Genomic DNA, 26,958 nt, shown 5'->3' with positions numbered 1-26,958 from the left:
CTCGTCACCGAAGGAGCCTCTTGCCCTGCCGAGGACGCTGCTGATGCCGGTTTCCGGTCAGCGATTCCACACGATCCAGGGAGCACCGGATGGTCCAGCGTCACCTGTCCGAGCAGTCGAAATCGGCGGGGCTTCATCTGTCTGTCGGACCGGCCTCTCATGTCTGCCGGACAGACCCCTCACCCGGCGGTGTGCGTGACACTGCCGCTGCCCTGCACGCATGCCGTCCTCGCGTGCGGGCCCGCCGCGCCTCCCTTGACGACGTATCCCTCGGCGTACACGCAGCCGGTCAGGTCGGAGAGCACATTGCCCCACGAACCGGGCAGGGCTGTGCGGCCGGAAAAGGACGCGGGTGCAACGGCTCGGTCGGACTGCCGATGTACGTCGATGTGGACCGTCCAGGTCTCCGAGTTGGGACCGGTGGCATAACCCCACAGGGCCTCGCACACAGGCGAGTAGTACAGCACCAGTCGGCCGTACCGGCGGCCGTCCGGCCAATTCATCGGCACGGAGTCGACAGGGCGCCGGTCGGTTTGCAGCCGTCGGAGTAGGGATCGGTGCCGTCCACGGCGGGCGGCCGGGTGCGGGGGGCGCTCGGCGTGGGGGAGCGGTCCGCGGTCGTGGCGCGGTGGCCCGTGCCGCGCGGCAGCAGGGCGACGGCAAGTGCTGCCACCAAGGCCGCCGCGACGGCGAGCGCCACCCAGCGGAGTCTTCGGCGGCGAGGAGCGGGGCGAGGCTCTTCCGGCCGCGGCTCCTCCCGTGGGAGTTGCTCCCGTTGCGGATCCGGTTGCGGATCCGGTCGCGGCGGTTCCTGGACGGGTCCGGCCGGCGCGGACGCTCCGCCGCCGGTACGTTCCAGAGTCCGCGCCACCTCCCACAGCTGCCGCCATTGCGCGGGGTCCTGCCCGCAGCTTTGGACGATGGCCGAGACCACCTCCCAGGAAGGCACCCGCCTGCCGCTCTCGGCGGTGGACAGCGTACCCACGGAGTAGCCCGAACGCCGGGCGAGTTCCCGCAGCGTGAGTCCGGAGTCGTCCCTGAGTTTGCGCAGGCGCAGCGCGAACTGGGTGTTCGCCGCCGAACCACCCGTTACGGGCGCGCGTCGTGTCCCGGCCATGGTCCCCCTTCCGGTGCACTTGCCGACCAGCTTGCAGGCGGCTTGGAAGGCGGGGAAGAACTGTTCCGGTCAGGGGTGTTCCGGTCAAGGACGTTCTGGTCAGGGGTGTTCCGGTCAGGGGCGGGCATGCGCACACCGCCGGCTCCTCGGTGAGGCTTCCGCGGAGCCGGCGGTGTGCAACCCGTCAGGGGCAGTTGAAGCTGCTCGCCCGGTCGTTGTTGGCGTCACCCACGTACGTCCAGGCGTACCAGCTGTGGTTGTTGGGCATCGGCGGCTCGCTCCACAGCAGGCGGCCGCCGAGGTCGGTGTTCTCGTAGACGTTGATCTTCTTGTAGGTCTTGTTCATCCACGAGCTGATCGCGTCGTTCCACCCGGTCCACCAGGTGAAATTGCCGACCGAGGAGTCGCAGTACGCGGGGTCCCACTGCACCCAGGCGCCCGAGTAGTTGGCGTCCTGGTAGAAGCAGTAGTAGCCCATCGCGCACTCGTGGGTCGCGTTCGGCGCCGCGGCGTCCGGCACCCCGTAGGTGATCTTCCCGCCGTCCCAGGCGGCGACGTTCGGCGCGATCAGCTTCCCCCCGGGGTGGGCCCGCATCACCTGCCGGAGCTGGGCCGGCACGGCCGCCCGGCTGTGCTGGGCGGGCTGGGCTCCGGCCGGTGTCGCCGTCAGTGCCACCAGGAGGGCGGCAACGCAGGAGAGCAGTGCTCCCAGCCGTCGTACGTGCATGATCGTGGTCCCTTCGTCCGCTGTGAGAGGAGCCGGGGCATGGGCGCCGGAACGTCCCCCGTCGCGAGCCGCGAGCGCACCGGCCTGCCCCGGGTCAGGTGTACCGGCCCCCGGGCAGCCCGGGGACCGGCGAACGCCGACGGATGAACAAAACTGAACACGCACCGCGTTGACCTGCGTAAACGGACGGCTGAAGCGTGCAACGCGCCGATCGGAGCCGGCTCGCCGGCCGCGTCGGCCCCCGCCGGGGAAGGGGCGGTCCGGCCGCCGGTCGTACAACCATCGCCCGCCCCGCGAAGTCTCCCTCCGCATGAATCAAGCCACTCGCGCCCGGGGCGCCGTCGGTCCCCGTGACCGGCGTACCGTCCAGGCGCTCGCCGCGGCCGTTGTGCTGGCCACCGCCGGCGGTCTGCTCACCGTCACGGCCGGTGCCGCCGAAGCGGCCGTGACCTGCGCCTCCCCCGTCTTCCAGCGGACGTTCTACGCGAACACGACGTTCAGCGGTACGCCGAAGAAGACGGACTGCGACTCGGTGATCGACCAGAACTGGGGTACGGGCGCGCCGGCGGCCGGTCTGCCCTCGAACTACTTCGGTGTCCGCTGGACGGTCACCCGCGATTTCGGTTCCGGCGGGCCGTTCCGGTTCGCCGCCGAAGCGCGTGACGGCATCCGCGTCTACCTCGACGGCGTCCGCAGGATCGACCTGTGGAAGAACATCTCCACCACCCAGGCGAAGACGGTCGACGTCACCGTCCCGTCCGGGAAGCACACCCTCCGGATCGACTACGTCAACTGGACCGGCGCCGCCGACGTCACGTTCGCGTACCAGCCCCGCACGTCCGCCGACGTCGACAAGGTCAAGCCGCTCACGCCCACCGGGACGTCCCTTTCGTACTCCTCGTACCAGGCCCGGTTCGGCTGGGCGGCCAACAAGGAGATGGATCTCGCGGGGTACCGCGTCTACCGGCGGCTCCAGGGCTCCCCGTACCCGGCCAAGCCGCTCGCGACGACGACCTCCACCTCGTACACGGACACCACGCTGCCGAGGACGGGCGCGACGTACTACTACGAGGTGCGCGCCGTCGACAAGGCCGGCAACGAGTCGGCCGGCACCGCGGACAAGCCCGTCACCACCGTCGACGAGACGGCGCCCGCCGCGCCCAAGGGCGTCGGGGACAACTGGGCGATGGGCGAGGTCGAGGACGTCTGGCTGACCTGGGAGTCGAACACCGAGCCCGACTTCGCCGGCTACCGCGTCTACCGGTCCGCCACCACCCCGGTCGCCGTCACCCCGGCGAACCTGGTGAGCGGCAGCGAGCTGCTCACCGGCTCCGGATACCGCGAGGCGCTCCCGCAGACCGGTGACGCGTACTCCTACGTCGTCACCGCCGTCGACACGCACGGCAACGAGTCGGCGCCGTCCGACCCGACGAGCGCGTTCATGACGCACGACAGGACGCCCCCGCAGGAGACGGCGCTGAACGCGCGGGCCGTGGAGAGCGAGGCCGGGGTCACCCTGACCTGGGACGCGTCGCAGGCCAGGAGCGAGGACTTCGTCGGCTACCGCGTCTACCGGTCGAGCACGCCCCGGGGCGAGCGGAAGATGGGGGAGCAGCTCGTCGGCGAGTACGTCCGGGGGACGTCCTTCACCGAGCGGGCCGCGCCGCCCGGCAGAACCTCCTACTACTGGGTCGTGGCCGCGGACGACGCCGGGTGCCTCGGCACCCCGTCGGTGGACATGGAGGTGCACGTCCAGGGGAACACCACGGCGCCGCCCGCGGTGACCGGCCTGACCGCTACGCCCGGGAAGAACGGCGTCTCGCTCGGCTGGGACGCCAGTGACGACCCCGGCCTCGACCACTACGAGATCCTGCGCGGCACGCTCGTCGACGGGCGGTGGACGTACAAGCCGCTGTTGGACCCCGGGGACTTCCAGCCGTGGGAGTTCACCGGGACCCGGCACCACGACCTGACGGTCGCCGACGGTGAGCGGGTGCGCTACAGCGTCGTCGCCGTCGACCAGTACGGCAACGCGCTCACGCCGGACAGCGGGGCCGCGATGGCCGAGGTGACCGAGCTGGACCTGAGCCCGGACGCCGGCGCGACCCCGGCCGCCTCGGGGGCCCCGCTCACCTCTCTCGGCACGCAGCCGTACGGCGATCACGGCTGGATCTCCTGGATCCTGTCGCCCGAGGCCGACGAGGCCGACGAGGCCGACGGGGGCGGCCACAGGGTGACCGGCTTCCACGTCTACCGCTGGAACCCGGACACGCACGTCTTCGACAGGCTCACCGCGACGCCCGTGCCGCGCGGGGAGAGCGGGTACTGGGACATGACGATGCGTCAGGGCACGACGTCCTTCTACCGCGTGACCGTGGTGTTCGACGACGGGACGGAGTCGGGGGCCACCCAGGCGGCCGTCGCCGCGGACTGACGCCGGCCCCGCGGACGGGTGGGCGGGGCCGGTGCCCCGCCCACCTGGGAGAACCGGCCCCTCCGTCATCTTTCGGGTGAACTGTATTCAGGCAAGCGGAAGTTGACCCTCAAGTGTGCCTAGCTTCCGGAGTGGAGGTGATGCTCGATGTACGAGCAGAACGGCACGCCGGAAGGAACGGCGGCGCAGCAGCAGGACGCCATCGACGTCAACGACTTCGTGTTCGCGGCGACCGGGGCACGGGTCCGGAGGGTGACACTGCCGGACGGGGAACACTGGTTCCCGGCGGTGGACGTGGCGATGCGTCTTGGGTACGCAAACACGCGGCAGGCCTTGCTCTGGCATGTTGCGCCGGATTGCGCCAAGCGCCTGAGTGAGATTGCACAAGGCGTCTATGCAGTAGACACCTCGCGCAAACTCGCAGCTCACAGGCTGCAGAAGTCGATGCGGATGGTGAACCTGCGCGGGCTGATCGCGTTGGTCAACGGCTGCACCAAGCCGGAGTGCGCGCCCTTCAAGGCGTGGGTCGCGGAGGTCATCGCCACCATCCAGCGCGACGGCTCCTACAGCCTCGACCCCGCTCCCGTACAGCCTGCCGCCGCCGGCGGTACCGCCTACGTCATGCCCAAGCAGGTGGCCGACGCCATCGTCCGGCTGGAGGAGCGCAACATCCGGGCGGACGAACTGCTGGCGGCGGCCCAGGCCGAGCGGATCGAGCAGATGCGCCGCGGCAACGACCTGCTCGGCATCAACAATGACCTGCTCGGCGTCCGCAACGACCTGCTCGGCGCCGGCAACGACCTGCTCGGCGTCGGCAATGACCTGCTCGCGGAGTCGGTGCGCGTCCAGCACTCGGTGGCCGACGCGCTGAACCGGATCGCCGACGGCATCGACCGTCTGGCCGACCGTCTCAGGCCCGCCTCCGCGGACGCCGAGAAGCCGGCGATGACGCCGCAGCAGCTCCTGTCCTCCTGGCGGGCGCGGAACCTGGTCGTCACCGACGACGTCCACGCCGTGGCGGCCTACCTCGCCCCGGCGCTGCTGCGGGGCGCGGCCCGGTACCGCGTCGAGCAGATCGCCGACCGCACCGGGCTGTCGCGGGACCGGGTCCACGACTGCGTACGGATGCTGATCAAGCGCGGCTGCATGCGGCAGGCCGGAAGCGGGACGGACGGTACGCCGGTCTACGTGCTCCCGTAGCCGTCCGTCGGCAAGGAGGCCCGAAGTCGCAAGACGAGTTTGCGGCTTCGGGCCCTGTCGTACCGTACCGCCTTCCGCCCGCGTCCGGGGGTTGATCAGCGCATCGCCCCACAAGGGCACCGCGGCCGAGCGGGTGCGCACCCGGGAAGCGGACCCTGATGCGGGACCTGCCGCAGAATCTGCCGCAGAACCGGCGGCCCGTGCGCGGCGGCACCCCCGCGACAGACCCTCGCCCCAGCCTCTTCGCCCCAGCTCCTCCGCTCCAGCCCCTTCGCTCCAGGCCCTCGCCCGGCCCCTCCCTGAGAGCCCCCTGTGCATTTCTCAGGGAAATCACAGACGGGGGAAAGGGTCCTCTCAGAGGTCGTGGTCATGGTGAACACCATGACCACGACCTCGCCCCAGGGGCGCACCGAACTGCTGAGGCCGGACGGGAGCCCCGTCCGGGTGCTCGTGGTGGACGACGAGACGTCCCTCACCGAGCTGCTGTCCATGGCCCTGCGCTACGAGGGCTGGCGGATCCGCACCGCGGGCGACGGGCACGGCGCGCTGCAGGCGGCGCGGGAGTTCCGGCCGGACGCCGTTGTCCTGGACATGATGCTGCCGGACATGGACGGGCTGGCGGTCCTGGGCCGGCTGCGGCGCGACCTGCCCGACGTGCCCGTGCTGTTCCTGACGGCGAAGGACGCCGTGGAGGACCGGATCGCCGGGCTGACCGCCGGCGGCGACGACTACGTCACCAAGCCGTTCTCCCTGGAGGAGGTCGTCGCGCGGCTGCGCGGGCTCATCCGCCGGTCGGGTGCCGCCGACCGGCGGTCCGACTCCGTGCTCGTCGTCGGTGACCTGATGCTCGACGAGGACAGCCACGAGGTGTCGCGGGGCGGGGAGAGCATCCACCTCACCGCCACCGAGTTCGAACTGCTGCGCTTCCTGATGCGCAACCCGCGGCGGGTGCTGAGCAAGGCGCAGATCCTGGACCGCGTGTGGTCGTACGACTTCGGCGGCCAGGCCAACGTCGTCGAGCTGTACATCTCCTACCTGCGGCGCAAGATCGACGCGGGCCGGGAGCCGATGATCCACACCCGGCGGGGCGCCGGTTACCTGATCAAGCCGGCGGGCTCGTGAGCGGGCGGCGACGGCCGCGTACGCAGAGGCGGCGCCGACGGCAGCCGCGCACCCTGCGGACCCGGCTGGTCGTCGCTTCCGTGGTGCTGATCGCCGTGGTGTGCACGGTGATCGGCACGGTGACGACGCTCGCGCTGCGCTCCCACCTGTACGAGCAACTGGACGGCCACCTGGGCGAGGTGGCGGCGCGGGCGTCGGGCATCTTCCACCCGCCGGGCAAGCTCGGGCAGACCGGAAAGACCGGGCAGACCGGGAAGACCGGGAAGACCGGTGAGGGTGGGGAGACCGGGGGGACCGGCGGCGGCAGGTTCGGGCAGCGGCAGGGCACGGGGCCCGACCTGGGCGAGTTCGTCCGGCAGGGCCCCCAGCCGCCGGGCACGATCGCGGCGAAGGTCGAGGACGGCGGGATCACCGACGCGAGGATCGGCGAGAAGTCGAAGGACGACAACGACATCCCGCAGATGAGCGTCAAGAAGCTGACCTCCGCCGAGCGGCGGGCGCTCGGCGCCGTCGCCAGGGACGGCCGGGAGCACACGGCGGAGATCGCGGACCTGGGCTCGTACCGGGTGAAGTACGCCACCGGCCCGAACGGCAGCTATTACGTCGCCATTCCGACCAAGGACGCCGACGGCACGATCAGCACGCTGATCCTCGTCGAGGTCAGTGTCACCGCCGCCGGACTGATCGCGGCCTCGCTCGCCGGTTCCGTGCTGGTCGGCATCGCCACCCGCCCCCTGCGCCGCGTCGCCGCCACCGCCACCCGGGTCTCCGAACTCCCCCTGCACAGCGGCGAGGTGACCCTCGACGAGCGGGTGCCGGAGGCGGAGTGCGACCCGCACACCGAGGTCGGCCAGGTGGGCGCCGCGCTCAACCGGATGCTGGACCACATCCACGGCGCGCTGCACGCCCGCCAGCAGAGCGAGACGCGGGTACGGCAGTTCGTGGCCGACGCCAGCCACGAGCTGAGAACCCCCCTCGCCTCCATCCGCGGGTACGCGGAGCTGACCCGGCGCGGGCGCGAGCGGGTCGGCCCGGACACGCGGCACGCGCTGGGCCGCATCGAGTCCGAGGCGAGCCGGATGACGCTGCTGGTGGAGGACCTGCTGCTGCTCGCCCGGCTGGACGCGGGCCGGCCGCTGCGGTTCGAGCGGACCGACCTGGTGCCGCTGGTGGTGGACACGGTCAGTGACGCGCGGGCGGCCGGACCGGAGCACGTGTGGCGCCTCGAACTGCCCGACGAGCCCGCACTGGTGGCGGCGGACGCGGCCCGCCTGCAGCAGGTTCTCGTCAACCTGCTGGCCAATGCCCGCACCCACACCCCGCCCGGGACGACCGTCACCGCGCGCGTGCGGCACAGCGGGCCGTGGGTGTGCGTGGACGTGCAGGACAACGGCCAGGGCATCCCGCCGGATCTGCTGCCGCACGTCTTCGAACGGTTCGCGCGGGGCGACTCGGCGCGCTCGCGGGCCACCGGGTCGACGGGCCTGGGCCTGGCCATCGTGCAGGCCGTGGCGGCCGCGCACGGTGGTGCCGTGACCGTGGACAGCGTGCCGGGGCGGACGGTGTTCACCGTGCACCTGCCCGCGCTGGTCCCGCAGATCCGGGAAGTGCCGCGGGTCTCGCAGATGCCACGGGTCTCGCAGATGCCACGGGTCTCGCAGGTGTCGCAGGTCTCGCAGGTGCCGCTGGCCCCGCAGGTGCCGCGGCCGGTCCCCGAGGCCGGCCGGCGGCCGCGTTCACAGGCACGCCACAGCGTCAACACACGGGCGCGACAGGGCAGTTGACGAGAGTCGGCGCCATGCGAACCGACTCTTCTCCCGGCACCCTGCCGGCGCGGGAGCCCCTCCCGGCCGCAGGCGCCGGCGCACCCGTCCTGGATGTCGTGATCCCCGTCCACAACGAGGAGAAGGACCTCGAACGCTGCGTGCGCAGACTGCACGAGCACCTCACGCGCACCTTCCCGTACGCGTTCCGCATCACGGTCGCGGACAACGCCTCCACCGACACCACCCCGCAGGTGGCGGCCCGGCTGGCGGCTCAGATCACCGAGGTGACGTCCTTCCGGCTGGAGCAGAAGGGCCGCGGCCGCGCGCTGCGCACCGTCTGGTCGGCCTCGAACGCCCCGGTCCTCGCCTACATGGACGTCGACCTGTCCACCGACCTCAACGCCCTGCTCCCGCTGGTCGCGCCGCTGATCTCGGGCCACTCCGACCTGGCGATCGGCTCGCGGCTGACCCGCAGCTCCCGGGTGGTGCGCGGACCCAAGCGGGAGATCGTCAGCCGCGCCTACAACCTGATCCTGCGCGGCTCGCTGCAGGCCCGGTTCTCCGACGCGCAGTGCGGCTTCAAGGCGATCCGCGGGGACGTCGCGCGGGTGCTGCTGCCGCTGGTGGAGGACACCGGCTGGTTCTTCGACACCGAGATGCTGGTGCTCGCCGAGCGCGCGGGGCTGCGCATCCACGAGGTGCCGGTCGACTGGGTCGACGACCCCGACTCCACCGTCGACATCGTCAGGACCGCGATGGACGACCTCAAGGGCGTGTGGCGGGTCGGCAGGGCGCTGGCCACCGGCTCGCTGCCGCTGGACCGGCTGGCCCGGCCCTTCGGCGACGACCCGCGCGATCGCGAACTGACCGACGTGCCCAAGGGGTTGGCCCGCCAGCTCGTCGGCTTCTGCGCCGTCGGCGCCCTGTCCACCCTCTTCTACCTGCTGCTCTACAGCGGCTTCCGGACGTTCACCGGGGCGCAGCCCGCCAACGCGCTGGCGCTGCTGGTCTCCGCCGTCGCCAACACCGCCGCCAACCGGCGCCTGACCTTCGGTGTGCGCGGCCGGCCCGGCGCGGTCCGGCACCAGGCGCAGGGCCTGGCCGTCTTCGGCATCGGCCTGGCACTGACCAGCGGATCGCTGGCGGCCCTGAACGCGGCCGGAGCCCACACCGCCCACTCCACCGAACTGGCGGTCCTGGTGGCCGCCAACCTCGCCGCGACCGTGCTGCGCTTCCTGCTCTTCCGCGCCTGGGTCTTCCCCGACCGGCGCGACGGCGACCGCGGGCGGTCCGCCGTGGCGGCCGGGCACACGCCGCCCTCGCCGCCGTACACCACCGCTCCGGCGATGGCGCGGCAGCGCGGCGAGCACGGCTCGTACGGCGAACACGGCCCGTACGGCGGGCAGAGCCTGTACGGCGGGCAGAGCTTGTACGGCGAGCACGGCAGCCCGTGCGGCGAGCGGAGCCCATACGGCGGGCAGAGCCCATACGGCGGGCAGAGCCCATACGGCGGGCAGAGCCCGTACACGCGTCAGGGCAACAGCGCCTGGCGGGAGTCGACGATGCGTCTGCAGCCGGTGCACCCGCACGACACCGACCCGAGGGATCAGCGATGAGCACCCACCACGAGCAGTCGACGCACCCGGGGAGTGCGGGTCCCGGCATCTGGGGACCGCCCCAGGCGCCGCCCCCTGCGGCGACCCCGGCGCCCTCGGCGCCCTCGGCGCCCCCGGCGACCCGGATGACCCCGGTGGACACGCACACCGCCGAGCCGCAGGCGCTCGCGCTCGCATCCGCACCTGCATCCGCACCCGCGCCCGCACCCGAGGCCGGTGAGCCCCGTCGGCCGCTGCTCAGGCGGCTGTGGCGGGGCCGGCCGCAGGATCCGCGCTGGGCGCGTCCGGCCCTCCTCGGTCTGCTGCTGGCCACCGGCCTGCTCTACCTGTACGACCTGAGCGCCTCCGGATACGCCAACTCCTTCTACTCCGCGGCCGTTCAGGCCGGCAGCAGGAGCTGGAAGGCGTTCTTCTTCGGCTCGCTGGACGCGGGCAACGCCATCACCGTCGACAAGCCCCCGGCCGCCCTGTGGCCGATGGCGCTGTCGGTGCGGATCTTCGGCCTGAACTCGTGGGCGATCCTCGTCCCCGAGGTGCTGATGGGCGTCGCCACGGTCGCCGTGGTCCACGCGGCCGTCCGCCGCCGTGTCGGCCCCGCCGCCGGTCTGCTCGCGGGCGCGGTGCTGGCGCTGACGCCGGTCGCGGCGCTGATGTTCCGGTTCAACAACCCGGACGCGCTGCTGGCGCTGCTGATGGCGCTCACCGTGCACCTCGTGGTCCGCGGCGTGGAGGACGGGCGCACCAGGTGGCTGGTGTGGGCCGGTGCCGCGGTCGGCCTGGCGTTCCTGACGAAGACCCTGCAGGCCTTCCTGATCCTGCCCGCGCTCGCCGTCGTGTACGGCGTGTGCGCGCCGGTGAGGCCGCGCAGGCGGCTGGCGCAACTGGCCCTGGCGGCCGTCGCGATGGTGGTCTCCGGCGGCTGGTGGGTGGCGATCGTCGAGCTGTGGCCCGCCGCGTCGCGGCCGTACATCGGCGGCTCGCAGCACAACAGCTTCCTGGAGCTGACCTTCGGCTACAACGGCCTCGGCCGCCTCAACGGCGACGAGACCGGCAGCGTGGGCGGCGGTGGTGCCGGCGGCACCGGCAGGTGGGGCGAGACCGGCTGGGACCGGATGTTCGACGCCGAGGTCGGCGGCCAGATCTCGTGGCTGCTGCCGGCCGCGCTGATCCTGCTGGCCGGTGCTCTGGTGCTGACCAGGAAGGCCCGGCGCACCGACGCGACCCGCGCGTCGCTGCTCGCCTGGGGCGGCTCGCTGCTGATGACGGCGGTCGTCTTCAGCTACATGGCGGGCATCTTCCACCAGTACTACACGGTCGCCCTCGCCCCCTACGTCGCGGCCGTCGTCGGCATGGGCGCGGCCCTGCTGTGGGCGCACCGCGACCGGACGTGGGTGTCGCTCACCCTCGCCGCGGCCGTCACGGCGACCGCGGCCTGGGGCTACGTCCTGCTCCACCGCACCCCCGCCTACCTGCCCTGGCTGAAGTGGCTGGTCCTCGTCGGCGGCCTGGCCGGCGCGCTCGGCCTGGTCTTCGCCGCGCGGCTCGGCCGGCGGCTCGCCCTCGCCACGGCGGCCGTGGGCGTCGCGGCCTCGCTGGCCGGCCCGACGGCCTACACCCTGAGCACGCTGCGGCAGGGACACACCGGCTCCATCGTCACGGCCGGCCCGGCGGGCGCGAGCATGCGGGGCGGTCCCGGCGGCCGGGGCGGCATACGGGGCGGCGCGGGCGGTTTCGGCGGTGGCCTGCCGGGCGGTGGGAGCCGGCAGAACGGCGGCCAAAGCTTCCCGGGTGGTGGCCAAGGCTTCCCGGGCGGCGGTCAGGGCTTCCCGGGCGGCGGCGCGGGCGGCTTCGGCGGCGGCCTGCCGGGGCAGCAGAACCAGCCGGACCAGCCGAACGGCAACGGAAACACCCCGGGGCAGCAGAACGGCCGGTCCTTCCCGGGCGCCGACCGGACGGGCGGCGCGGGCGGCCCGGGCGGCGCCGGCGGTCTGCTCAACGGCGCCCAGGTCGGCTCCGAGGCCAGGAAACTGCTGGAGAAGGACGCCGGCACGTACACGTGGGTCGCCGCGTCCGTCGGCTCGCAGAACGCGGCGAGCTACCAACTGGCCACCGGCGACCCGGTCATGGCGCTCGGCGGCTTCAACGGCACCGACCCGTCCCCGACGCTCGCCCAATTCCGGAAGTACGTCGCCGAGGGCAGGATCCACTACTTCATCGCCGGCGGCGGCAGAGGAGGCGGCAGGGGAGGCGGCGGCACCGGCACCGCCGCGCAGATCACCTCCTGGGTGGAGAAGAACTTCAGGAAGGTGACGGTCGGTTCGGCCACCTTCTACGACCTCACGCGGAAGACGTCCGGCAGCGGCTGACGTCCGCCGACGTCGGCTGACGTCCCCAATGTCCGTCGACGTCCGCCGACGTCCGTTCACCGGTTCGCACGGCGGGGCGGTGGCCCGGGGTTCACCCGCCCCGGGCCACCGCCTTCTTCGTCCGGGACCGCGGGCGGCCCGGGACCGCGGGCCGCGGCGGTGAAAAACCGGAGGACCCGACGGTGCCGGGTGGGATACGTTTCCGGCGTTCGAAGGGGGACCGCAGTGGCGAAGCTGAACCAGATCATCGCTGTCGAGAAGGGTGTCAAGAGCAAGGCGCTCCAGGACATCACCGCGGCGCACCACAAGGTGCAGAAGCCCGCGCTGCTGGCCGGCATCTCGCGCACGTACCGGCCGAAGGACGAGGAGGGCGAGCAGCTGCCGCCCGAGTCCACGCGGGTGCAGGTGCAGGCCGAGGACGTGCTGCGGGAGATGGCCGCCTCGCTGACGCGGCTGTTCGACGTGACCGCCACCAAGGACTGGGCGAACCGCACGGCCCGCGCGGACGTCACCGTCGACGGGCGGACCGTCCTCGCCGACGTCCCGGTCAGCTACCTCCTCTTCCTGGAGAAGCAGCTCGCCGACCTGCACGCCTTCGTCAAGAAGCTCCCCACGCTCGACGCCGCCGAGTCCTGGACCCTCGACCCGTCCACGGACTGGTGGAAGACGGACCCGGTCCGCACGATCCGTACGAAGAAGGTCCCCCGCAACCACGTCAAGGCGGAGGCGACCGACAAGCACCCGGCGCAGGTCGAGGTGTACTACGAGGACGTGCCCATCGGGTACTGGACGACCGTGAAGTTCTCCGGAGCGCTTCCGGCGCGGCGGGTCAACGAACTGGTGGAGCGGGTCGAGAAGCTCCAGCAGGCGGTGAAGTTCGCCCGTGAGGAGGCCAACGGCGTCGAGGTCACCGACCAGCGGGTCGGCGACGCGGTGTTCGGCTACCTGCTCGGCTGACGCCGGTCACAGGTGGCATCCACGATCGCCCCCGCGTGCGAGCGCGGGGGTGCGCGACAGGCGCGGGCCGGATGGAGAACCCGGTTCGCGTGAGGAGCGCAAGCTGACACTGAAGCTCAGCCTGAAGAAGCGGTGACAGTGAAGGTTCGAGTCCTTCCCCCGGCACGGCACACCGCCGGGCCGGGGTGGCCCAACACGGCAGAGGCAGCCGCGGTCAGTCTCAGACTCTCGCTCCAGTCTCAGCATCGCCGCCGATCGCCGGACCGACCGAGGCCGGACGGACGCCGTCGGATGCGAGTTCGACTCTCGCCTGCACCTCTCGCACGGTGCGGTAGTTCAAAGGAAGAACACGACGGCCTGACAACTGATCCGTCCTCTTGAACGCGCCGGCGTGCGCATCGGGTGGCATCCCCAGGGGCCCGGGAGCTGGATACGACTCCCGGGCTCCGCCATGCCCGGCGGTACCGCCGTGTCCGGCCGTACCGCCGTGTCCGGCCGTACCGCCGTGTCCGGCCGTACGGCCGTACCGGGCCGGGAAGCGGTGCGGGACGCGGGCGAACCACCGGTCCCCGGAACCACCGGTCCCCGGAACCACAGGTCCCCGGAACCACCGGCTCCCGGAACCACAGGTCCCCGGATCAGTCCTGCTGCTCCACCAGGCGGGCCGGGAAGCCGCCCGTGGCCACCGGGCCCCACCGCTCCGGTGTGACGCGGATGATCGACTTGCCCTGGCGGATCATCGCCTGCCGGTACTCGTCCCAGTCGGGGTGCTCGCCGGCGATGTTGCGGTAGTACTCGACCAGCGGTTCCACGGAGTCCGGCGCGTCGATGACCTCGGCCGTGCCGTCGATCTGCACCCACGGCCCGTTCCAGTCGTCGCTCAGCACCAGGACGCTGACCCGCGGATCCCGCTTGGCGTTCCGGGTCTTGGCCCGCTCCGGGTACGTCGAGATCACGATGCGTCCCGAGTCGTCGACCCCGCAGGTCAGCGGCGAGGCCTGGGGGCTGCCGTCGGAGCGCCGGGTGAGCAGGACGGCGCGGTGGCGGGGGCGTACGAAGTCCAGCAACTCGTCCAGCGTCACGCGGGTGTTCGTCGCGATGTTCGGAGCCATGGCCGCAGCCTAGGACCTCGCGGGGGCGGTGTGGCGGACCCTGCCGTGCGTACCACTGCTGGGGTCGCCCTCGGCGGATGGGGGGCGGAGGGCGGCGGACAGCGGACGGCAGGTGCGGTCGGCGGGCGTGGGCGGCGGGATGTGGTCGGCGGATGTGGGCGGCGGGATGTGGTCGGCGGATGTGGTCGGCGGGCGCGGTCGGCGGCTCAGAGCAGGGCCTCGGCGAGGCTGTCGCACACGGGTACGTCGCGGCGGACCCGGGTCAGTTCCAGCACCCGGCCGGGGCTGCCGTGGGGCCGGGCCGCGACCCGGACGCGGGTGTGCGGGGCCAGCAGCCGGCGCAGGTCCTCGACGAGCCGGGCGCCCTGGGAGTCCATGAACTCGGTTCCGGTCAGGTCCAGGACGAGGACGTCCGGCGGGGTGGTACGGGCGGCAGGGGCCTGGGCGGCGGCCAGGACGGCGTCGCGCAGGGCGTCGGCGTTGGAGAGATCTATCTCCTCGGGCAGCACGGCGAGCAGGACACGGCCGGGCAGCTCGCGCATCCGGCACGGGCCCGGGGTGCGGGGGACGCTCGGGAAGGTGGCCACGGCACTCACCTGCGGAGGGGAGAGGGACGGGGGACTTCGGGATGCGGCCGCTTCCTGACCGGTGGACCACCTCCGGAGCACTGCTCGGAGCGCCGCGCGCAGGACGCGCCGGAGCACCTCCCGGAGGAGTTCCGCGGTCATTCCACCACTGTCGGGGCCGTGTTCCAAGAGGGGGAGCGAGAAGGGGAGGCGGACTTCCGGGGCCGGGCGGCCGAGCGTCAGGCGGGCGTCACCTCGACGCAACGAAGCAGCTAAAGTGGCGTCCGTCCTGTGCTCGCAGTCGGGAATGTGCTGCGGAGCTCTCCTGCGCATGGCCGTACGGCCGTGCATGCCGAAGAGGTTCGTGGTGCCTGCGTCCGACTTTTCTGATGTGCCCCGTTTCGCGGCGGGCCTGGAGCTCGCCGAGGCCCTGACGGCGGCGGCTCGGCAGTTGCACGGCACGGACACCCCCCACGGCACGATGCGCACCGCCGCCCGGCTCGCCGTGGACCTGCTGCCGGGGGCCGAGTACGCCGGCATCTCCGTGCTCGAGCGCGGCGATCAGCGCCGTACGGTCGCCTGGAGCGACGACGTCGTGCGCGTCGCCGAGGAGGCGGACGCGCGGGAGGCGGACGCGCGGGGGGCGGAGCGGTCCCCGTACTGGGCCGGGCTGTGGCAGACCCCCGTGGTGCAGGTGCGGGACAGCGAGGCCGACGACGGCGACCCCCTCCTCGCCGGGCTCGGGCTGCGCTCCGCGCTCGGGCTGCGGCTGCGGGCGGACCGGCGGCGGCTGACCGTCCTCACCGTCTACTCCCGTAAACCGCGCGCCTTCGACGAGACCACCGTCCGCATCGGGCGCCTGCTCACCGTGCACGTCAGCCTCGCCCTCGACTCCACCACCGAGCGCGAGCAGCTCACCGAGGCGATGCGCACCCGGGACCTCATCGGCCAGGCCACCGGCATCCTCATGGAACGCCTCGACACCGACGCCGCCGAGGCGTTCAAGAGCCTCGTCCGCGCCTCCCAGCGCGAGAACGTCAAACTCCGCGACATCGCCCGCCGCATCGTCGACGCCCACAGCGCGACGTGACGCGCCCGCGGGGCGGCCGGCCCGCGAAGGCAGGGAAACGACCGGTTCCGCGAAGGCGTGGAAACGGCCGGTCCGCACCGCCTTCCGAGCCGCACCGCCGCGGCCGGTCCCGGTGCCCGTGGCCGCGCGCGGCGCCGGGGCAGCACCGGGGGGCGGCGTCAATCCGTGGCCGCGGGGCATCCGTACCCGCATGAGCACCGAGACGTCGAAGACGCTGGAGGACGCCCTGGCGGGCAGCGGCGGGCTGGACACGCTGCTGCGGGACCTGACGGACCGGGCGGTGCAGGCGGTGCCGGGGGCCGTGGCGTGCAGCGTGACCGTGCGCCGGGAGGGACGGCTGATGACCCTGGCGGGCAGCGCGGGGCTGCCCAGCGGCCTGGACCTGCGGCAGTACGAGCACGCGTCGGGTCCGTGCGTGGCGGCGGCCGAGGAGAACGCCGAGCAGTACGCGGCCGACCTGGAGAGGGAGACGCGCTGGCCGGAGTACCGGCGCTACGCGCTGTCGGTGGGCGTGCGCAGCGTGCTGGCGGTGCCGCTCGCCGTCGAGGGCGAGACGGGCGCGGCGATCAACTTCTACGCGCTCCGGCCGGGCGCGCTCGATGCGGGCCGGGACCGGGCGCGGGCGTTCGCCGAGCGGGCCGGGGAGGCGATCGGTGCGGCGCTGCGCCTGGAGCGCGCGCAGGCGTCGGCGGCCGACGTGCGCACCGCCCTGCTCACCCGCAGCGTCATCGACCAGGCGATCGGCATCCTCATGGCGCAGGACCGCATCAGCGCCCGTACGGCCATGGAACGGCTGCGCCGCGTCTCCCAGCAGACCAACGTCAAGCTGCGCGACCTGTGCACCGACCTGGTCGCCCGCGTCTCCGGTGCCGGTGCCGGTGCCAGTACCGGCCCCGGTTCCGCCCGTCCCCAGCCGCGCGGCCGCTGACCGCTCACCCCAGCCGCGCGGCCGCTGACCGCTCACCCCAGCCGCGCGGCCGCTGACCGCTCACCCCAGCCGCGCGGCCGCTGACCGTTCAGCCCTGCGGCAGCGACTCCCCCCGCACGGCCTGGATGTCCAGTTCCACCCGCAGTGTGGTGCCGATGGCGGCGATGCCCGCCTGCAGCACCTGGTTGTAGTTCATGGCGAAGTCCTCCCGGCGCAGTTCGGTGGTCGCGCGGAAGGCGGCCCGGGTGCCGCCCCACGGGTCGTCTCCGGTGCCGAGGTAGGCCAGGTCCAGGTCGATTGGGCGGACGACGCCGTGCAGGCCGAGTTCGCCGTGGACGGTCCAGCGGTCGGTGCCGGTCCGCGTCAGGCCGGTGGAGCGGTAGGTGATCTCGGGGAAGCGTTCCACGTCGAGGAAGTCCGCGGAGCGCAGGTGGGTGTCGCGCATGCCGTTGCCGGTGTCGATGGACGCGGCTTTGATCACCGCCTGCACGCGGGACTTGGTGACGTCGTCCGGCGCGATCTCGACGGTGCCGGAGAAGTCGGTGAACCGGCCGTGCACGCTGGAGATCCCCAGGTGCCGGGCGACCGCGGCCACCGAGGAGTGCGCCGGGTCGATGGTCCACGGACCCGGCGGCGGCAGCTCGGTGCCGCCCTGCCGGGCCAGCGTCACCGTGCCCACCTCGGCCCGCCCGCTCGCGGTGACGAGCGCGCCGACGGCAACGGGCGCGTAGCCCACGGCCGTGACGATGACGGTGTACGCCCCCGGTTCGAGCGGTGTCGCGTCCCGCACCGCGCCCTCGGCGTCGGCCTCGGCGCGCAGCACCTGCCCGCCCGCCCTGTCGGTCACCGTGACGACCGCGTGCGACACGGCCCAGCCGTCCCGCGTGCGGATCCGCGCGGTCAGTCCCATCCCCGTCATCTCCCTGCACAGCATCGGAAAGTGGTCGTCGAGAGGCCGGCCCGGGGCGGGGCGCGTCCCCACCGGGCGCGCCCGCCCCGGGCCGGCGGGTGAACTACTCGCTCGGGTGGGCGAGTTCGATGTCGTGGCCGTCCACGCCGGGACCGGTCACCGTCAGCGCGGTGGCCACCGGCGGGTAACCGGTCGCGATGACGGTGTACTCACCGCCGTCCAGGTCGGTGAAGGCGTACGCCCCGTCCGCGCCGGTGGTGGCCGTGCCGACCACGTTCCCGGCCGCGTCCACCAGCGTCACGCGGGCGTCGGCCAGCGGCCCGTGCGGCGAGCGGATCACGCCCCGCACGCGGGCGCCGGGGGCGAGGTCCACCTCGATACGGGTCACGCCGGTGGCGCCGATCTCGACGGGCAGCGCCCGCGGCCGGAACCCGTCGGCGTTCACCGCGACGGTCACCGTGCCCGGCACCAGCTCGGTGAAGGAGAACTCGCCGTGCTCCCCGGTGGTCGCGCCGGCCAGCAGCTCACCGCGCACGTCGGTGACGACGACCATCGCGTCCTTCACCGGCTGCCGCGTCTGCGCGGCCCGCACCACACCGCTCAGCCCGCTGGTGCCGCTGAGCAGGACGTCGTACGACACCGGCTCCCCGCCCACGACCACCGTGGACGCCTGCGGCTGGAACCCGTCGGCGGAGGCGATGAGGACGTACGATCCCGCGCCCGGCGCGTCCAGGGCGTAGGAGCCGTCGGCCTGCGCGACCGAGCGGCCCAACTGGCGCCCGGCCAAAGAGATCAGCGTGACCGCGGCCTGCGGCACGGGCGCGCCCTCGGCGCCGCGGACGAAGCCGCGCACCGGCACCCCGCCGCCCGGCCCGCCGGCCGCGCCGGGGGCCGCCGTCGCCACCGCCGCGAGCCGCTGCGCGCCCTCGGCGCCGGTCCCGGCGGGGCCGGCGCCGGAGGCGGTCGCCGCCGGCACCGGCGCCTGCGCACCGGCCGGCGCGGCCGCGGCGGCGGCCGGGGACTGCGCCTCGGCGACGGCCGGGGTGGCGGCGGTCTCCACCGGCGCCCCCGCCTGCGCGGACTCGGCCTCGGCGGCCTGCGCCAGCGCGCCCTTGGTGCGCAGCGGGACCTCCTTGATGAACAGGGTGACCAGGAAGGCGACCGCGGCGAGGCAGGCGGCGATGAGGAAGACGTCGGCGATGCCGTGGCCGTAGGCGCTCTCCATGACGGTGCGCAGCGGCGCCGGCAGCTTGTCCATGTCCGGCAGGCTGCTGCCGGAGGAGTCGCCGCCGGAGGCCAGTGCCGCGTACTTCGGGCCGAGGGCGGCCAGGCCGTCCTTGACGTAGTCGGTGATCCGGTGGGCCATCACCGCGCCGAGGGCGGAGACGCCGACCGCACCGCCCAGGGAGCGGAAGAAGGTGACCGTGGAGCTGGCCGAGCCGAGGTCGGTGGGGGCGACCTGGTTCTGCGTACACAGCACCAGGTTCTGCATCATCATGCCGATGCCCAGGCCCAGCAGGGCCATGAAGACGGCCGTCTTCCCGTAGGCGGTGTCGTACCGGATGGTGCCGAGCAGGCCCAGGCCGGCCGTCACCAGCACGCCACCGCTGACCAGCCATGCCTTCCAGCGGCCGGTGCGGGTGATGAACTGGCCGGAGACGGTGGAGGAGACGAACAGGCCGCCGATCATCGGGATCGTCATGACACCCGACATGGTCGGGGACTTGTCGCGCGCGAGCTGGAAGTACTGGCTGAAGAAGACCGTGCCGCTGAACATCGCGATGCCCACGAAGAGCGAGGCCAGCGAGGCCAGCGTGATGGTGCGGTTGCGGAACAGCCGCAGCGGGATGATCGGCTCGCTCGCCTTCGCCTCCACGAGCACGAACAGCGCGCCGAGCACGACCGAGCCGGCGACCATCGCGCAGGTCTGCCAGGACAGCCAGTCGTATTTGTCGCCGGCGAACGTCACCCAGACCAGCAGCAGGGAGACGGCGGCGGAGATGAGGAACGCCCCGCCCCAGTCGACCTTCACGTCCCGCTTCACCACGGGCAGGTGCAGGGTCTTCTGCAGCACGATCAGCGCGATCACGGCGAAGGGCACGCCGACGTAGAAGCACCAGCGCCAGCCCAGCCAGGAGGTGTCGGTGATGACACCGCCGAGCAGCGGGCCGCCGACGGTGGCGACGGCGAACGTGGCGCCCAGGTAGCCGGAGTAGCGGCCGCGCTCCCGCGGGGAGATCATCGCGGCCATCACGATCTGCGCCAGGGCGGACAGGCCGCCGGTGCCGATGCCCTGCAGGACGCGGCAGGCGATCAGCATGCCGGGGTTCTGCGACAGGCCCGCGGCCGCCGAGCCGACCACGAAGACGACGAGCGCTATCTGGACCAGGACCTTCTTGCTGAACAGGTCGGCGAGCTTGCCCCACAGGGGCGTGGACGCGGTCATCGACAGCAGGGCGGCGGTGACGACCCAGGTGTAGGCGGACTGGCCGCCGCCCAGGTCGGTGATGATGCGCGGCAGGGCGTTGGAGACGATCGTGGACGACAGGATCGCCACGAACATGCCGAGCAGCAGCCCGGAGAGCGCCTCCATGATCTGCCGGTGCGTCATCGGAGCGCCGCCGGAGGAGCCTCCCCCGTGCTTGGCGTGAGCCCGCACACCGGCTGGTGTGGTCGTTGCCATGGGCTTCCTTTTCTTACGTCTACGTCTGTTACGCGGGTGTACGGGTGGTCATGTCGACTACGGGTGCGGGAGCCGGTGCGGTCCGGCAGTCGCCGAAGCTCTCCCGCAGGCGGGTCATCAGCCGGATGAGCTGGCCGACCTCGTCGTCCGACCAGTCCGCCAGCCGGCTGGCCAGCAGCCGGGTGGTGCGCCGGGACAGCTCCGCGAGCTCGGCCCGGCCCGCGGGCGTCAGGCGCAGGATGCGCGAGCGCTTGTCCGCCGGGTCGGGGGACCGCTCGATCCAGCCCCGGGCGGCGGCGTGCGCGACATGGCGGCTGGTGACCGACAGGTCCACGGAGAGCAGCTCCGCGAGCCTGCTCATGCGCATGTCGCCGTGGCGGCCGAGGAGGGCCAGAACGGTGGCCGAGCCGGCCGGGCACTCGGACGGCAGGATCCGCTCCATGTCTCGTTTCACGGCTCCGACGGCGCTGAGCTGGCGCGCCAGTTCCTCGTACTGCGCCTGCTCGGCCATCCCACCTCCCGTATTCGTTGCTTAGGGCAACCATAGATGAGGTTGGTTGCTGCAGGCAAACAAGTGGAGGGGGGTGGGGTCAAAAACTTGGCAAAGGCAAGTATCGCGGCGGTAAAGGCGCAGGCGGGACGGTCCGCCCCCGGGCCGGGCCGGGGGCCGGTCCCCCACTTGGGCGTGCCCCGGCGGATTCGCTAGTGTCTCGGGCCATGGCTAACACCCAGGGCCCCCAGGGCAACTACGACCCCGCTGGCAGCACCCAGATGTTCCGCGCGTTCGTCGACGAGGCCCCGCAGACCCGCCGGCAGCAGACCTCCTCCGGTCCCCGCGTCGGTCTCGTCATCGGCATCGTCGTCGCCGTCGCGATCGTGGCGGCGGTGGCCTGGCTGGCGCTGAAGTAACGGCACCGCGCGGGGCGGTGTGCGGACGTCAGTCGCTCCCACCGCCCTCGTGGCCGCCGTGGGGAAAGAGACGCGGCGCCCACGGCGGGAACGGCGTCCGCGGCGGCGGCCAGGGCGGCCGCACCACCCGGACCCCGGCTGCCGGGACCACGGAGACGGAGACGGGGAGGGGACCGGACCGCCGCGCCCCGTCCTGCGCAGTCGGCCGTCGGTCACCTGCTTCCGGCGCGGCCGACCGTCCCCGGTCGGCCGCGCCTTCGTGCTCGACGCGGTACGCACACCGACCGCGGCAGCCGCAGCCTGGCGGGCCGTCAGTTCCACGGCCGGGCGGCGAAGGTATTCGTAGTTCGTAGTTCGTGGCCCGCGGCCCGGTGTCCGATGACCGCGGCCCGGCAGGCGGCGACCGCCGGCCCGGCCCCGGAGGGCGGTCCGGCGGCCGTGACGCCGCGCCGGGGAGCGGTCAGTCGTTGATGAGCCCCTCCCGCAGCTGGGCCAGCGTGCGGGTGAGGAGGCGGGAGACGTGCATCTGGGAGATGCCGACCTCCTCGCCGATCTGCGACTGCGTCATGTTGGAGAAGAAGCGCAGCATGATGATGCGCCGCTCGCGGGGCGGGAGCTTGGCGAGCAGAGGCTTGAGGGACTCGCGGTACTCGACGCCCTCCAGCGCGCTGTCCTCGTAGCCGAGGCGGTCCGCGAGGGAGCCCTCGGTGCCGTCCTCCTCGGGGGTCGGCGAGTCGAGCGAGGACGCGGTGTAGGCGTTGCCCACCGCGAGGCCGTCGACCACGTCCTCCTCCGACACGCCCAGTTCGGCGGCGAGTTCGGCCACCGTCGGGGAGCGGTCCAGCCGCTGGGACAGCTCGTCGCTGGCCTTGGTCAGGGCCAGGCGCAGCTCCTGCAGCCGGCGCGGGACGCGCACCGACCACGACGTGTCGCGGAAGAAGCGCTTGATCTCGCCGACCACGGTGGGCATCGCGAAGGTCGGGAACTCCACGCCCCGGTCGGGGTCGAAGCGGTCGATCGCCTTGATCAGGCCGATGGTGCCGACCTGGACGATGTCCTCCATGGGCTCGTTGCGGGAGCGGAAGCGGGCCGCCGCGTAGCGCACGAGCGGGAGGTTGAGCTCGATCAGGGTGTCACGGACGTACGCGCGCTCGGGGCTGTTCTCGTCCAGCGCGGCCAGCCGCAGGAACAGGGAGCGGGACAGGGTGCGGGTGTCGATGGCGTCCGGGGCCGGGAGCGCCGGGACCTCGGCGGCCTCCAGGCTCGGGATGTCGGCCGGGATGTCGTCGAGAACGTCGTGCGTCTCGGGCGCCGCCTCGCTCTTCGTGAGCGTCAGCACCTTCGAGCTGCCCTGGTCTGCGGACATGCCACCCCCTTTGGGTCGCGGGACGGTCGCGGCGCGGACGCTCCCGGGGAGGAACGCGCAGCCTTCACCTGAATACCGGAGCCGAAGCCGCGGCAAACGCACTTCCCGCAGAATGTCACATGTCGGCAACGCGCTGTAGTGACATGTCGACATGCGAGACACGAATCGGCCCTGGAAATCGGGGGTCTGACGGTTATTGAGGTGATGGGTGTCGGCAACGGCGCAGGTCAGCGATTCGCCCGTGACGGTTATCACTCGATCGCCCATGCGACCCTGTGCGCCTGTGTGTTTCTGTGCGCCGATGGTGCAACCGATGCATCCGCCGGCACCGGCCGGCTTCCACATCCCGGTCCGTCGGCTCCCGCATGCCGGTCCCGCCGGCTTTCAGCCCTGAGCCCGGCCGGCCGCTGTGTCTTGCCGGCCGCTGTGCCCGGATACCGGCTGGCCGCTACGCCTCGATCCGCTACGCCTCGATCCGGTTCGCCGACCGCAATCGCTGGAAGCTGCGTGCGAGCAGCCGCGAGACGTGCATCTGCGAGACGCCGAGCTCGGCGCTGATCTGGGACTGGGTGAGGTTGCTGTAGTAGCGCAGCAGCAGGATGCGCTGCTCCCGTTCGGGGAGCTGGACGAGGAGGTGGCGCACCAGGTCGCGGTGCTCGACGCCGTCCAGGGCCGGGTCCTCGTAGCCGAGCCGGTCCAGCAGGCCCGGGAGCCCGTCGCTCTCCTGCGCGGCCTCCAGCGAGGTGGCGTGGTACGACCGTCCGGCCTCGATGCAGGCCAGCACCTCCTCCTCGCCGATGCGCAGCCGCTCGGCGATCTCCGCGGTGGTCGGGGAGCGGCCGAGGGCCGTGGTGAGGTCCTCGGTCGCGCTGTTGACCTGCACCCACAGCTCATGCAGCCGGCGCGGGACGTGGACGGTGCGGACGTTGTCGCGGAAGTACCGCTTGATCTCGCCGACGACGGTGGGCATCGCGAAGGTCGGGAACTGCACGCCCCGGTCGGGGTCGAAGCGGTCGATGGCGTTGATCAGGCCGATGGTGCCGACCTGGACCACGTCCTCCATGGGCTCGTTGCGGGAGCGGAAGCGGGCGGCGGCGTAGCGCACGAGCGGGAGGTTGGCCTCGATGAGCGCCCCGCGCACCCGGTCGTGCTCCGGCGTGCCCGGCTCCAGCTGCTTGAGCTGGGTGAACAGCACCTGCGTCAGGGCCCGGGTGTCGGCACCGCGCCGCTTCTGGGCGGTCTGGGCTTCCTGAGCGTCCTCCGCGTCTTGTGCGTCTTGTGCGTCTTGTGCGCCTTGTACGTTCTGTACGTCCTGTACGTCCTGTGTCTCTTGGGTGTGCTGGGCGTGCTGGGCGTTCGGATCGTTCCGGATGCTCTGGGCGTTCTGACCGTGCCGGGCGTTCTGGCCGTGCTGGGTGTTTCGAGCCGGATTCTCCTCCTGGGGCGGCGCAGTACTGGCCGACACGGTCAACGCCACCTCACTCGTCGATCAACTCGTCCGGCAAAAGCGGTCATAGCATCACAACACAGTGCATCGTGCGCAAGCACCGCATAGCGCCGTGTTGGGTGGCAAATTGCGGCGCAACAGGTCGGGAAAGCACGCCGAAAAGCCCCCCGCCGTCGGGCGGAGGGCTGGGGGCGAGGAGGGGCCGGGACCGTGCGAGCGGACCGCGTGGAGTCAGAAGTGGAGTCAGAACTCGTAGTCGGCGATCACCCACGTGGCGAACTCCCGCCACAGGGCGACGCCCGCCTGGTGCTCGGGGTGCTCGACGTACCGGCGCAGCGCGGCGGTGTCGTCGAAGGCGGAGTTGAGGGCGAAGTCGTGGGCGATGGGGCGGTCGCTGAGGTTCCAGCCCAGCTCCCAGAAGCGGATCTCGGGGATCTTGTCCTTCAGCGCGCGGAAGACCTCGACGCCCTTCACCACGCGCGGGTCGTCGCGCTCGACGCCCTCGTTCAGCTTGAAGAGGACCAGATGGCGGATCACGACTTTCCTCCGTGGGCGACCCAGGTCATGAACTCCCCGATCGCCTTGGCGGCGTCCGAGATGCCCTCGAACACCACCTGGACGTAGTCGGCGGCCTTCGCCGGGTCCGTGATGATCACGTAGAGCACGAAGACGACGAGTGCATAGACCGCGATCTTCCTCGCGTTCACCGCCATCGCGGCCTCCCCTGTGACCGGTTGCTCGCACGAAGGGCCCCGCGCTGACGCGGGGCCCTTCACTCTGCGGTAGCGGAGGGATTTGAACCCTCGGTGACTTGCGCCACACTCGCTTTCGAGGCGAGCTCCTTCGGCCGCTCGGACACGCTACCGAGGGAGACCTTACAGCACGGCGGGCCGTGGTTCTAAATCCGTTTCCCGGCCGCCCGGCATTCCGCGGGTGCCACGGATGCCACGGATGCCACGGGTGCCACGGGTGCCACGGGCCGGCGGCCGGCTCACCGGGCGCGGAAGAAGTCGCTCAGGAGCCGGGCGCACTCGTCGGGGAGCACGTCCCCGATCACCTCGGGGCGGTGGTTGAGCCGCCGGTCCCGTACGACGTCCCAGAGTGAGCCGGCCGCTCCCGCCTTCTCGTCGCGGGCGCCGTAGACGACGCGGTCCACGCGGGACTGCACGAGCGCGCCCGCGCACATCGTGCAGGGCTCCAGCGTGACCACGAGGGTGCAGCCCGTCAGGCGCCACTGCCCCGTCTTCGCGGCGGCGCGCCGCAGGGCGAGGACCTCGGCGTGCGCGGTCGGATCGCCGGTGGCCTCGCGCTCGTTGTGGCCGGCCGCGAGCACGGTCGTGCCGTCCGGGGACAGCACGACCGCGCCGACGGGGACGTCCCCGCCCCGGGCGGCCTGCTCGGCCTCCTCGAGGGCGAGGCGCATCGCGGCCCGCCAGCGGTCGCGTACCGGGTCCGGTGCCATGGCCTGGTGCGGGAGAGGTCAGCGGACGGTCTCGAGCACCTCCGACGCTCCGAGGGCCTCGGCGATCTCGGTCAGCGCGTCGCCGTTCAGCGCGCGCAGTTCCTTCTCGCCAACGCCCAGGTCCTCGAGGATCTCGCCGTCGCCGACCGGGCCGTTCGGGGCCGTCTCGCCGGACGCGGCGTCGGCGCCGTCGTCCTCCGGCTCACCGTCCTCGGTCCCGTCCAGGTCGAGGGCGTCCAGGTCGGTGTCGGCGGAGTCCTCGCCCAGCAGCTCCGACAGCAGGATCTCGCCGTAGGAGCTGCGCGCGGCGACGGCCGCGTTGGAGACGTAGACACGAGGGTCGTCCTCGCCGTCCACGCGGACGACGCCGAACCAGGCGTCCTCCTGCTCGATCAGCACGAGCACCGTGTCGTCGTCAACCGAGGCTTCCCGGGCCAGGTCGGCCAGATCCGTCAGGGTCTCCACGTCGTCGAGCTCTGTGTCGCTCGCTTCCCACCCGTCTTCGGTGCGCGCGAGCAGTGCGGCGAAGTACACCGTGACTCTCCCACTGGTCATAGGCGTGCCGGTTGGGGGTCCCCCCGGCGGAGGTTCTGGGCGGAGAGAGCGCTGGCTCCGAGCCCCACCCACTCGGAATCGTGGCAGAAACAAGGCGTTGAGGGGACATCTTCGGCCCCCTGTGTCCGGCAGTTTTGATCGTGCGTCCGCAAAGGACTCACCAGCGCGCTCGTTGCCGCCACCTGCGGATCGTACGCGGCTTTCGCCGAAGTCCGCGCATGCCCACCCCTCGCAACGCCCCGGTGGCCGGGAAAGCTTCCCGTACGGCGGTACGCGCCACCCTCCGACGGCCCTACGGCGGTCCTCCGACCGCCCTACGGCGGTTCCACGGCGGCTCGTTCGGCCCAGTCGGCCGGTCGGTCCGGTCGGCCGGTCGGTCGGCCGTCACCAGCGGAACGTTCGCATGCGCATCGCATGCCGCAGGCGGGCCACCTTGGCGCGGCGCGGCTGGACGCGGGCGCGCAGTTCCCTCGCCTCGGCGAGTTCCCGCAGGAACTGGGCCCGGCGGCGGCGCCGCTCGGCCTCGCTCTCCGGTTGTCGCCGCTGCTCCGCGGACGTGTCGTCGGACGCGTGAGCGGGCTCGTCAGGCATGGGCACACCACCCCAGTCCGTTCCCTCCGCTTCC

General features: G+C 72.5%; 25 protein-coding genes and 1 tRNA gene. 10 read left to right on the top strand and 16 right to left on the bottom strand.

From position 1 onward, the window contains the following. Positions 1-179: 179 nt before the first annotated feature. From IE225_RS22945 to IE225_RS22935, 3 genes are all read right to left on the bottom strand, one after another. Positions 180-503, bottom strand: coding sequence for a hypothetical protein (locus IE225_RS22945; protein WP_190059483.1), 324 nt, complete (start codon positions 501-503; stop codon positions 180-182). After that, the gene (locus tag IE225_RS34285; protein ID WP_190059482.1) at positions 500-1,117 is read right to left on the bottom strand and encodes a helix-turn-helix domain-containing protein; all 618 of its coding nucleotides are present in this window, start codon (positions 1,115-1,117) and stop codon (positions 500-502) included. The genes IE225_RS22945 and IE225_RS34285 overlap by 4 nt, the downstream gene beginning before the upstream one ends. Positions 1,118-1,301: 184 nt before the next feature. Then, positions 1,302-1,844: a peptidase inhibitor family I36 protein gene (locus IE225_RS22935; RefSeq protein ID WP_190059481.1), complete on the bottom strand. Its 543-nt coding sequence runs from the start codon at positions 1,842-1,844 to the stop codon at positions 1,302-1,304. A gap of 310 nt (positions 1,845-2,154) precedes the next feature. Here IE225_RS22935 and IE225_RS22930 point away from each other — a divergent pair, with 310 nt between their 5' ends. The 7 genes from IE225_RS22930 to IE225_RS22900 all read left to right on the top strand — a co-directional run bounded on the left by IE225_RS22930 (position 2,155) and on the right by IE225_RS22900 (position 13,305). Then, complete coding sequence (locus IE225_RS22930; RefSeq protein ID WP_190059480.1) at positions 2,155-4,278, top strand: fibronectin type III domain-containing protein; 2,124 nt, start codon at positions 2,155-2,157, stop codon at positions 4,276-4,278. Between the two features lie 147 nt (positions 4,279-4,425). Continuing rightward, entirely contained in the window at positions 4,426-5,478 is a 1,053-nt protein-coding gene (locus IE225_RS22925) for a BRO-N domain-containing protein (protein WP_190059479.1), read from the top strand. Positions 5,479-5,859: 381 nt separating this feature from the next. Further along, positions 5,860-6,600, top strand: coding sequence for a response regulator transcription factor (locus tag IE225_RS22920; RefSeq protein ID WP_190059478.1), 741 nt, complete (start codon positions 5,860-5,862; stop codon positions 6,598-6,600). Next, on the top strand, positions 6,597-8,384 hold the full coding sequence (locus tag IE225_RS22915; protein WP_229879915.1) for a HAMP domain-containing sensor histidine kinase: 1,788 nt from the start codon (positions 6,597-6,599) through the stop codon (positions 8,382-8,384). Before IE225_RS22920 ends, IE225_RS22915 begins: the two co-directional genes overlap by 4 nt. 14 nt (positions 8,385-8,398) lie before the next feature. Beyond that, a complete protein-coding gene (locus IE225_RS22910; RefSeq protein WP_190059477.1) occupies positions 8,399-9,982 on the top strand; it encodes a bifunctional glycosyltransferase family 2/GtrA family protein in 1,584 nt (527 codons plus the stop codon). Then, on the top strand, positions 9,979-12,348 hold the full coding sequence (locus IE225_RS22905) for a glycosyltransferase family 39 protein (RefSeq protein WP_190059476.1): 2,370 nt from the start codon (positions 9,979-9,981) through the stop codon (positions 12,346-12,348). The genes IE225_RS22910 and IE225_RS22905 overlap by 4 nt, the downstream gene beginning before the upstream one ends. 225 nt (positions 12,349-12,573) lie before the next feature. Next, positions 12,574-13,305 (top strand): DUF7873 family protein, encoded by a 732-nt coding sequence (locus IE225_RS22900; RefSeq protein WP_190059475.1) that lies wholly within the window; start codon positions 12,574-12,576, stop codon positions 13,303-13,305. Between the two features lie 638 nt (positions 13,306-13,943). Here IE225_RS22900 and IE225_RS22895 read toward each other — a convergent pair. Both IE225_RS22895 and IE225_RS22890 read right to left on the bottom strand, forming a co-directional pair. Beyond that, the gene (locus tag IE225_RS22895) at positions 13,944-14,417 is read right to left on the bottom strand and encodes a PPOX class F420-dependent oxidoreductase (protein WP_190059474.1); all 474 of its coding nucleotides are present in this window, start codon (positions 14,415-14,417) and stop codon (positions 13,944-13,946) included. Positions 14,418-14,623: 206 nt separating this feature from the next. Beyond that, on the bottom strand, positions 14,624-15,004 hold the full coding sequence (locus tag IE225_RS22890; protein WP_308432541.1) for an STAS domain-containing protein: 381 nt from the start codon (positions 15,002-15,004) through the stop codon (positions 14,624-14,626). Between the two features lie 328 nt (positions 15,005-15,332). Between IE225_RS22890 and IE225_RS22885 the strand changes: the two genes are divergently transcribed. Both IE225_RS22885 and IE225_RS22880 read left to right on the top strand, forming a co-directional pair. Then, a complete protein-coding gene (locus IE225_RS22885; protein WP_190059498.1) occupies positions 15,333-16,073 on the top strand; it encodes an ANTAR domain-containing protein in 741 nt (246 codons plus the stop codon). 190 nt (positions 16,074-16,263) lie between these two features. Beyond that, positions 16,264-17,001 carry a GAF and ANTAR domain-containing protein gene (locus IE225_RS22880; protein ID WP_190059473.1) on the top strand — a complete coding sequence of 246 codons (738 nt, stop codon included), beginning with the start codon at positions 16,264-16,266 and terminating at the stop codon, positions 16,999-17,001. Positions 17,002-17,089: 88 nt separating this feature from the next. On the opposite strand, the gene IE225_RS22875 is transcribed toward IE225_RS22880, so the two are convergent. From IE225_RS22875 to IE225_RS22865, 3 genes are all read right to left on the bottom strand, one after another. After that, positions 17,090-17,911, bottom strand: coding sequence for a YceI family protein (locus tag IE225_RS22875; protein ID WP_190059472.1), 822 nt, complete (start codon positions 17,909-17,911; stop codon positions 17,090-17,092). 103 nt (positions 17,912-18,014) lie between these two features. Then, positions 18,015-20,522 (bottom strand): MFS transporter, encoded by a 2,508-nt coding sequence (locus IE225_RS22870; RefSeq protein ID WP_506004985.1) that lies wholly within the window; start codon positions 20,520-20,522, stop codon positions 18,015-18,017. A gap of 100 nt (positions 20,523-20,622) precedes the next feature. After that, positions 20,623-21,105: a MarR family winged helix-turn-helix transcriptional regulator gene (locus IE225_RS22865; RefSeq protein WP_190059470.1), complete on the bottom strand. Its 483-nt coding sequence runs from the start codon at positions 21,103-21,105 to the stop codon at positions 20,623-20,625. Between the two features lie 206 nt (positions 21,106-21,311). Between IE225_RS22865 and IE225_RS22860 the strand changes: the two genes are divergently transcribed. Then, entirely contained in the window at positions 21,312-21,503 is a 192-nt protein-coding gene (locus IE225_RS22860) for a hypothetical protein (RefSeq protein ID WP_190059469.1), read from the top strand. Between the two features lie 460 nt (positions 21,504-21,963). Here the strand turns inward: IE225_RS22860 and IE225_RS22855 are convergent, their stop codons facing one another. From IE225_RS22855 to IE225_RS22820, 8 genes are all read right to left on the bottom strand, one after another. After that, positions 21,964-22,869: an RNA polymerase sigma factor SigF gene (locus IE225_RS22855; protein ID WP_190059468.1), complete on the bottom strand. Its 906-nt coding sequence runs from the start codon at positions 22,867-22,869 to the stop codon at positions 21,964-21,966. 463 nt (positions 22,870-23,332) lie between these two features. Beyond that, complete coding sequence (locus tag IE225_RS22850) at positions 23,333-24,340, bottom strand: RNA polymerase sigma factor SigF (RefSeq protein WP_190059467.1); 1,008 nt, start codon at positions 24,338-24,340, stop codon at positions 23,333-23,335. A 219-nt stretch (positions 24,341-24,559) separates the two neighbouring features. After that, complete coding sequence (locus tag IE225_RS22845) at positions 24,560-24,853, bottom strand: Dabb family protein (RefSeq protein ID WP_190059466.1); 294 nt, start codon at positions 24,851-24,853, stop codon at positions 24,560-24,562. After that, complete coding sequence (locus tag IE225_RS22840; RefSeq protein WP_190059465.1) at positions 24,850-25,029, bottom strand: hypothetical protein; 180 nt, start codon at positions 25,027-25,029, stop codon at positions 24,850-24,852. The genes IE225_RS22845 and IE225_RS22840 overlap by 4 nt, the downstream gene beginning before the upstream one ends. 67 nt (positions 25,030-25,096) lie before the next feature. Continuing rightward, positions 25,097-25,181 (bottom strand) — tRNA-Ser (locus IE225_RS22835). A 126-nt stretch (positions 25,182-25,307) separates the two neighbouring features. Beyond that, complete coding sequence (gene tadA, locus IE225_RS22830) at positions 25,308-25,778, bottom strand: tRNA adenosine(34) deaminase TadA (protein ID WP_190059464.1); 471 nt, start codon at positions 25,776-25,778, stop codon at positions 25,308-25,310. An 18-nt stretch (positions 25,779-25,796) separates the two neighbouring features. Beyond that, positions 25,797-26,312: a tRNA adenosine deaminase-associated protein gene (locus tag IE225_RS22825; protein WP_190059497.1), complete on the bottom strand. Its 516-nt coding sequence runs from the start codon at positions 26,310-26,312 to the stop codon at positions 25,797-25,799. Positions 26,313-26,717: 405 nt separating this feature from the next. Then, the gene (locus IE225_RS22820; protein WP_190059463.1) at positions 26,718-26,924 is read right to left on the bottom strand and encodes a hypothetical protein; all 207 of its coding nucleotides are present in this window, start codon (positions 26,922-26,924) and stop codon (positions 26,718-26,720) included. Between the last annotated feature and the right edge of the window lie 34 nt (positions 26,925-26,958).

It is taken from the genome of Streptomyces echinoruber (assembly GCF_014651135.1).
Lineage (GTDB): Bacteria > Actinomycetota > Actinomycetes > Streptomycetales > Streptomycetaceae > Streptomyces > Streptomyces echinoruber.
This window is presented reverse-complemented; position numbering and strand designations above follow the sequence as displayed.

What these genes read in the sequence shown, in the direction of transcription:
- IE225_RS22840 (WP_190059465.1), bottom strand. Translation starts at nt 25,029, where the DNA reads ATGGCGGTGAACGCGAGGAAGATCGCGGTCTATGCACTCGTCGTCTTC.
- IE225_RS22875 (WP_190059472.1), bottom strand. Translation starts at nt 17,911, where the DNA reads ATGGGACTGACCGCGCGGATCCGCACGCGGGACGGCTGGGCCGTGTCG.
- IE225_RS22935 (WP_190059481.1), bottom strand. Translation starts at nt 1,844, where the DNA reads ATGCACGTACGACGGCTGGGAGCACTGCTCTCCTGCGTTGCCGCCCTC.
- IE225_RS22880 (WP_190059473.1), top strand. Translation starts at nt 16,264, where the DNA reads ATGAGCACCGAGACGTCGAAGACGCTGGAGGACGCCCTGGCGGGCAGC.
- IE225_RS22930 (WP_190059480.1), top strand. Translation starts at nt 2,155, where the DNA reads ATGAATCAAGCCACTCGCGCCCGGGGCGCCGTCGGTCCCCGTGACCGG.
- IE225_RS22885 (WP_190059498.1), top strand. Translation starts at nt 15,333, where the DNA reads ATGCCGAAGAGGTTCGTGGTGCCTGCGTCCGACTTTTCTGATGTGCCC.
- IE225_RS22870 (WP_506004985.1), bottom strand. Translation starts at nt 20,522, where the DNA reads ATGACGCACCGGCAGATCATGGAGGCGCTCTCCGGGCTGCTGCTCGGC.
- IE225_RS22910 (WP_190059477.1), top strand. Translation starts at nt 8,399, where the DNA reads ATGCGAACCGACTCTTCTCCCGGCACCCTGCCGGCGCGGGAGCCCCTC.
- IE225_RS22895 (WP_190059474.1), bottom strand. Translation starts at nt 14,417, where the DNA reads ATGGCTCCGAACATCGCGACGAACACCCGCGTGACGCTGGACGAGTTG.
- IE225_RS22820 (WP_190059463.1), bottom strand. Translation starts at nt 26,924, where the DNA reads ATGCCTGACGAGCCCGCTCACGCGTCCGACGACACGTCCGCGGAGCAG.
- IE225_RS22945 (WP_190059483.1), bottom strand. Translation starts at nt 503, where the DNA reads ATGAATTGGCCGGACGGCCGCCGGTACGGCCGACTGGTGCTGTACTAC.
- IE225_RS22920 (WP_190059478.1), top strand. Translation starts at nt 5,860, where the DNA reads ATGACCACGACCTCGCCCCAGGGGCGCACCGAACTGCTGAGGCCGGAC.
- IE225_RS22925 (WP_190059479.1), top strand. Translation starts at nt 4,426, where the DNA reads ATGTACGAGCAGAACGGCACGCCGGAAGGAACGGCGGCGCAGCAGCAG.
- IE225_RS22905 (WP_190059476.1), top strand. Translation starts at nt 9,979, where the DNA reads ATGAGCACCCACCACGAGCAGTCGACGCACCCGGGGAGTGCGGGTCCC.
- IE225_RS34285 (WP_190059482.1), bottom strand. Translation starts at nt 1,117, where the DNA reads ATGGCCGGGACACGACGCGCGCCCGTAACGGGTGGTTCGGCGGCGAAC.
- IE225_RS22860 (WP_190059469.1), top strand. Translation starts at nt 21,312, where the DNA reads ATGGCTAACACCCAGGGCCCCCAGGGCAACTACGACCCCGCTGGCAGC.
- IE225_RS22855 (WP_190059468.1), bottom strand. Translation starts at nt 22,869, where the DNA reads ATGTCCGCAGACCAGGGCAGCTCGAAGGTGCTGACGCTCACGAAGAGC.
- IE225_RS22865 (WP_190059470.1), bottom strand. Translation starts at nt 21,105, where the DNA reads ATGGCCGAGCAGGCGCAGTACGAGGAACTGGCGCGCCAGCTCAGCGCC.
- tadA (WP_190059464.1), bottom strand. Translation starts at nt 25,778, where the DNA reads ATGGCACCGGACCCGGTACGCGACCGCTGGCGGGCCGCGATGCGCCTC.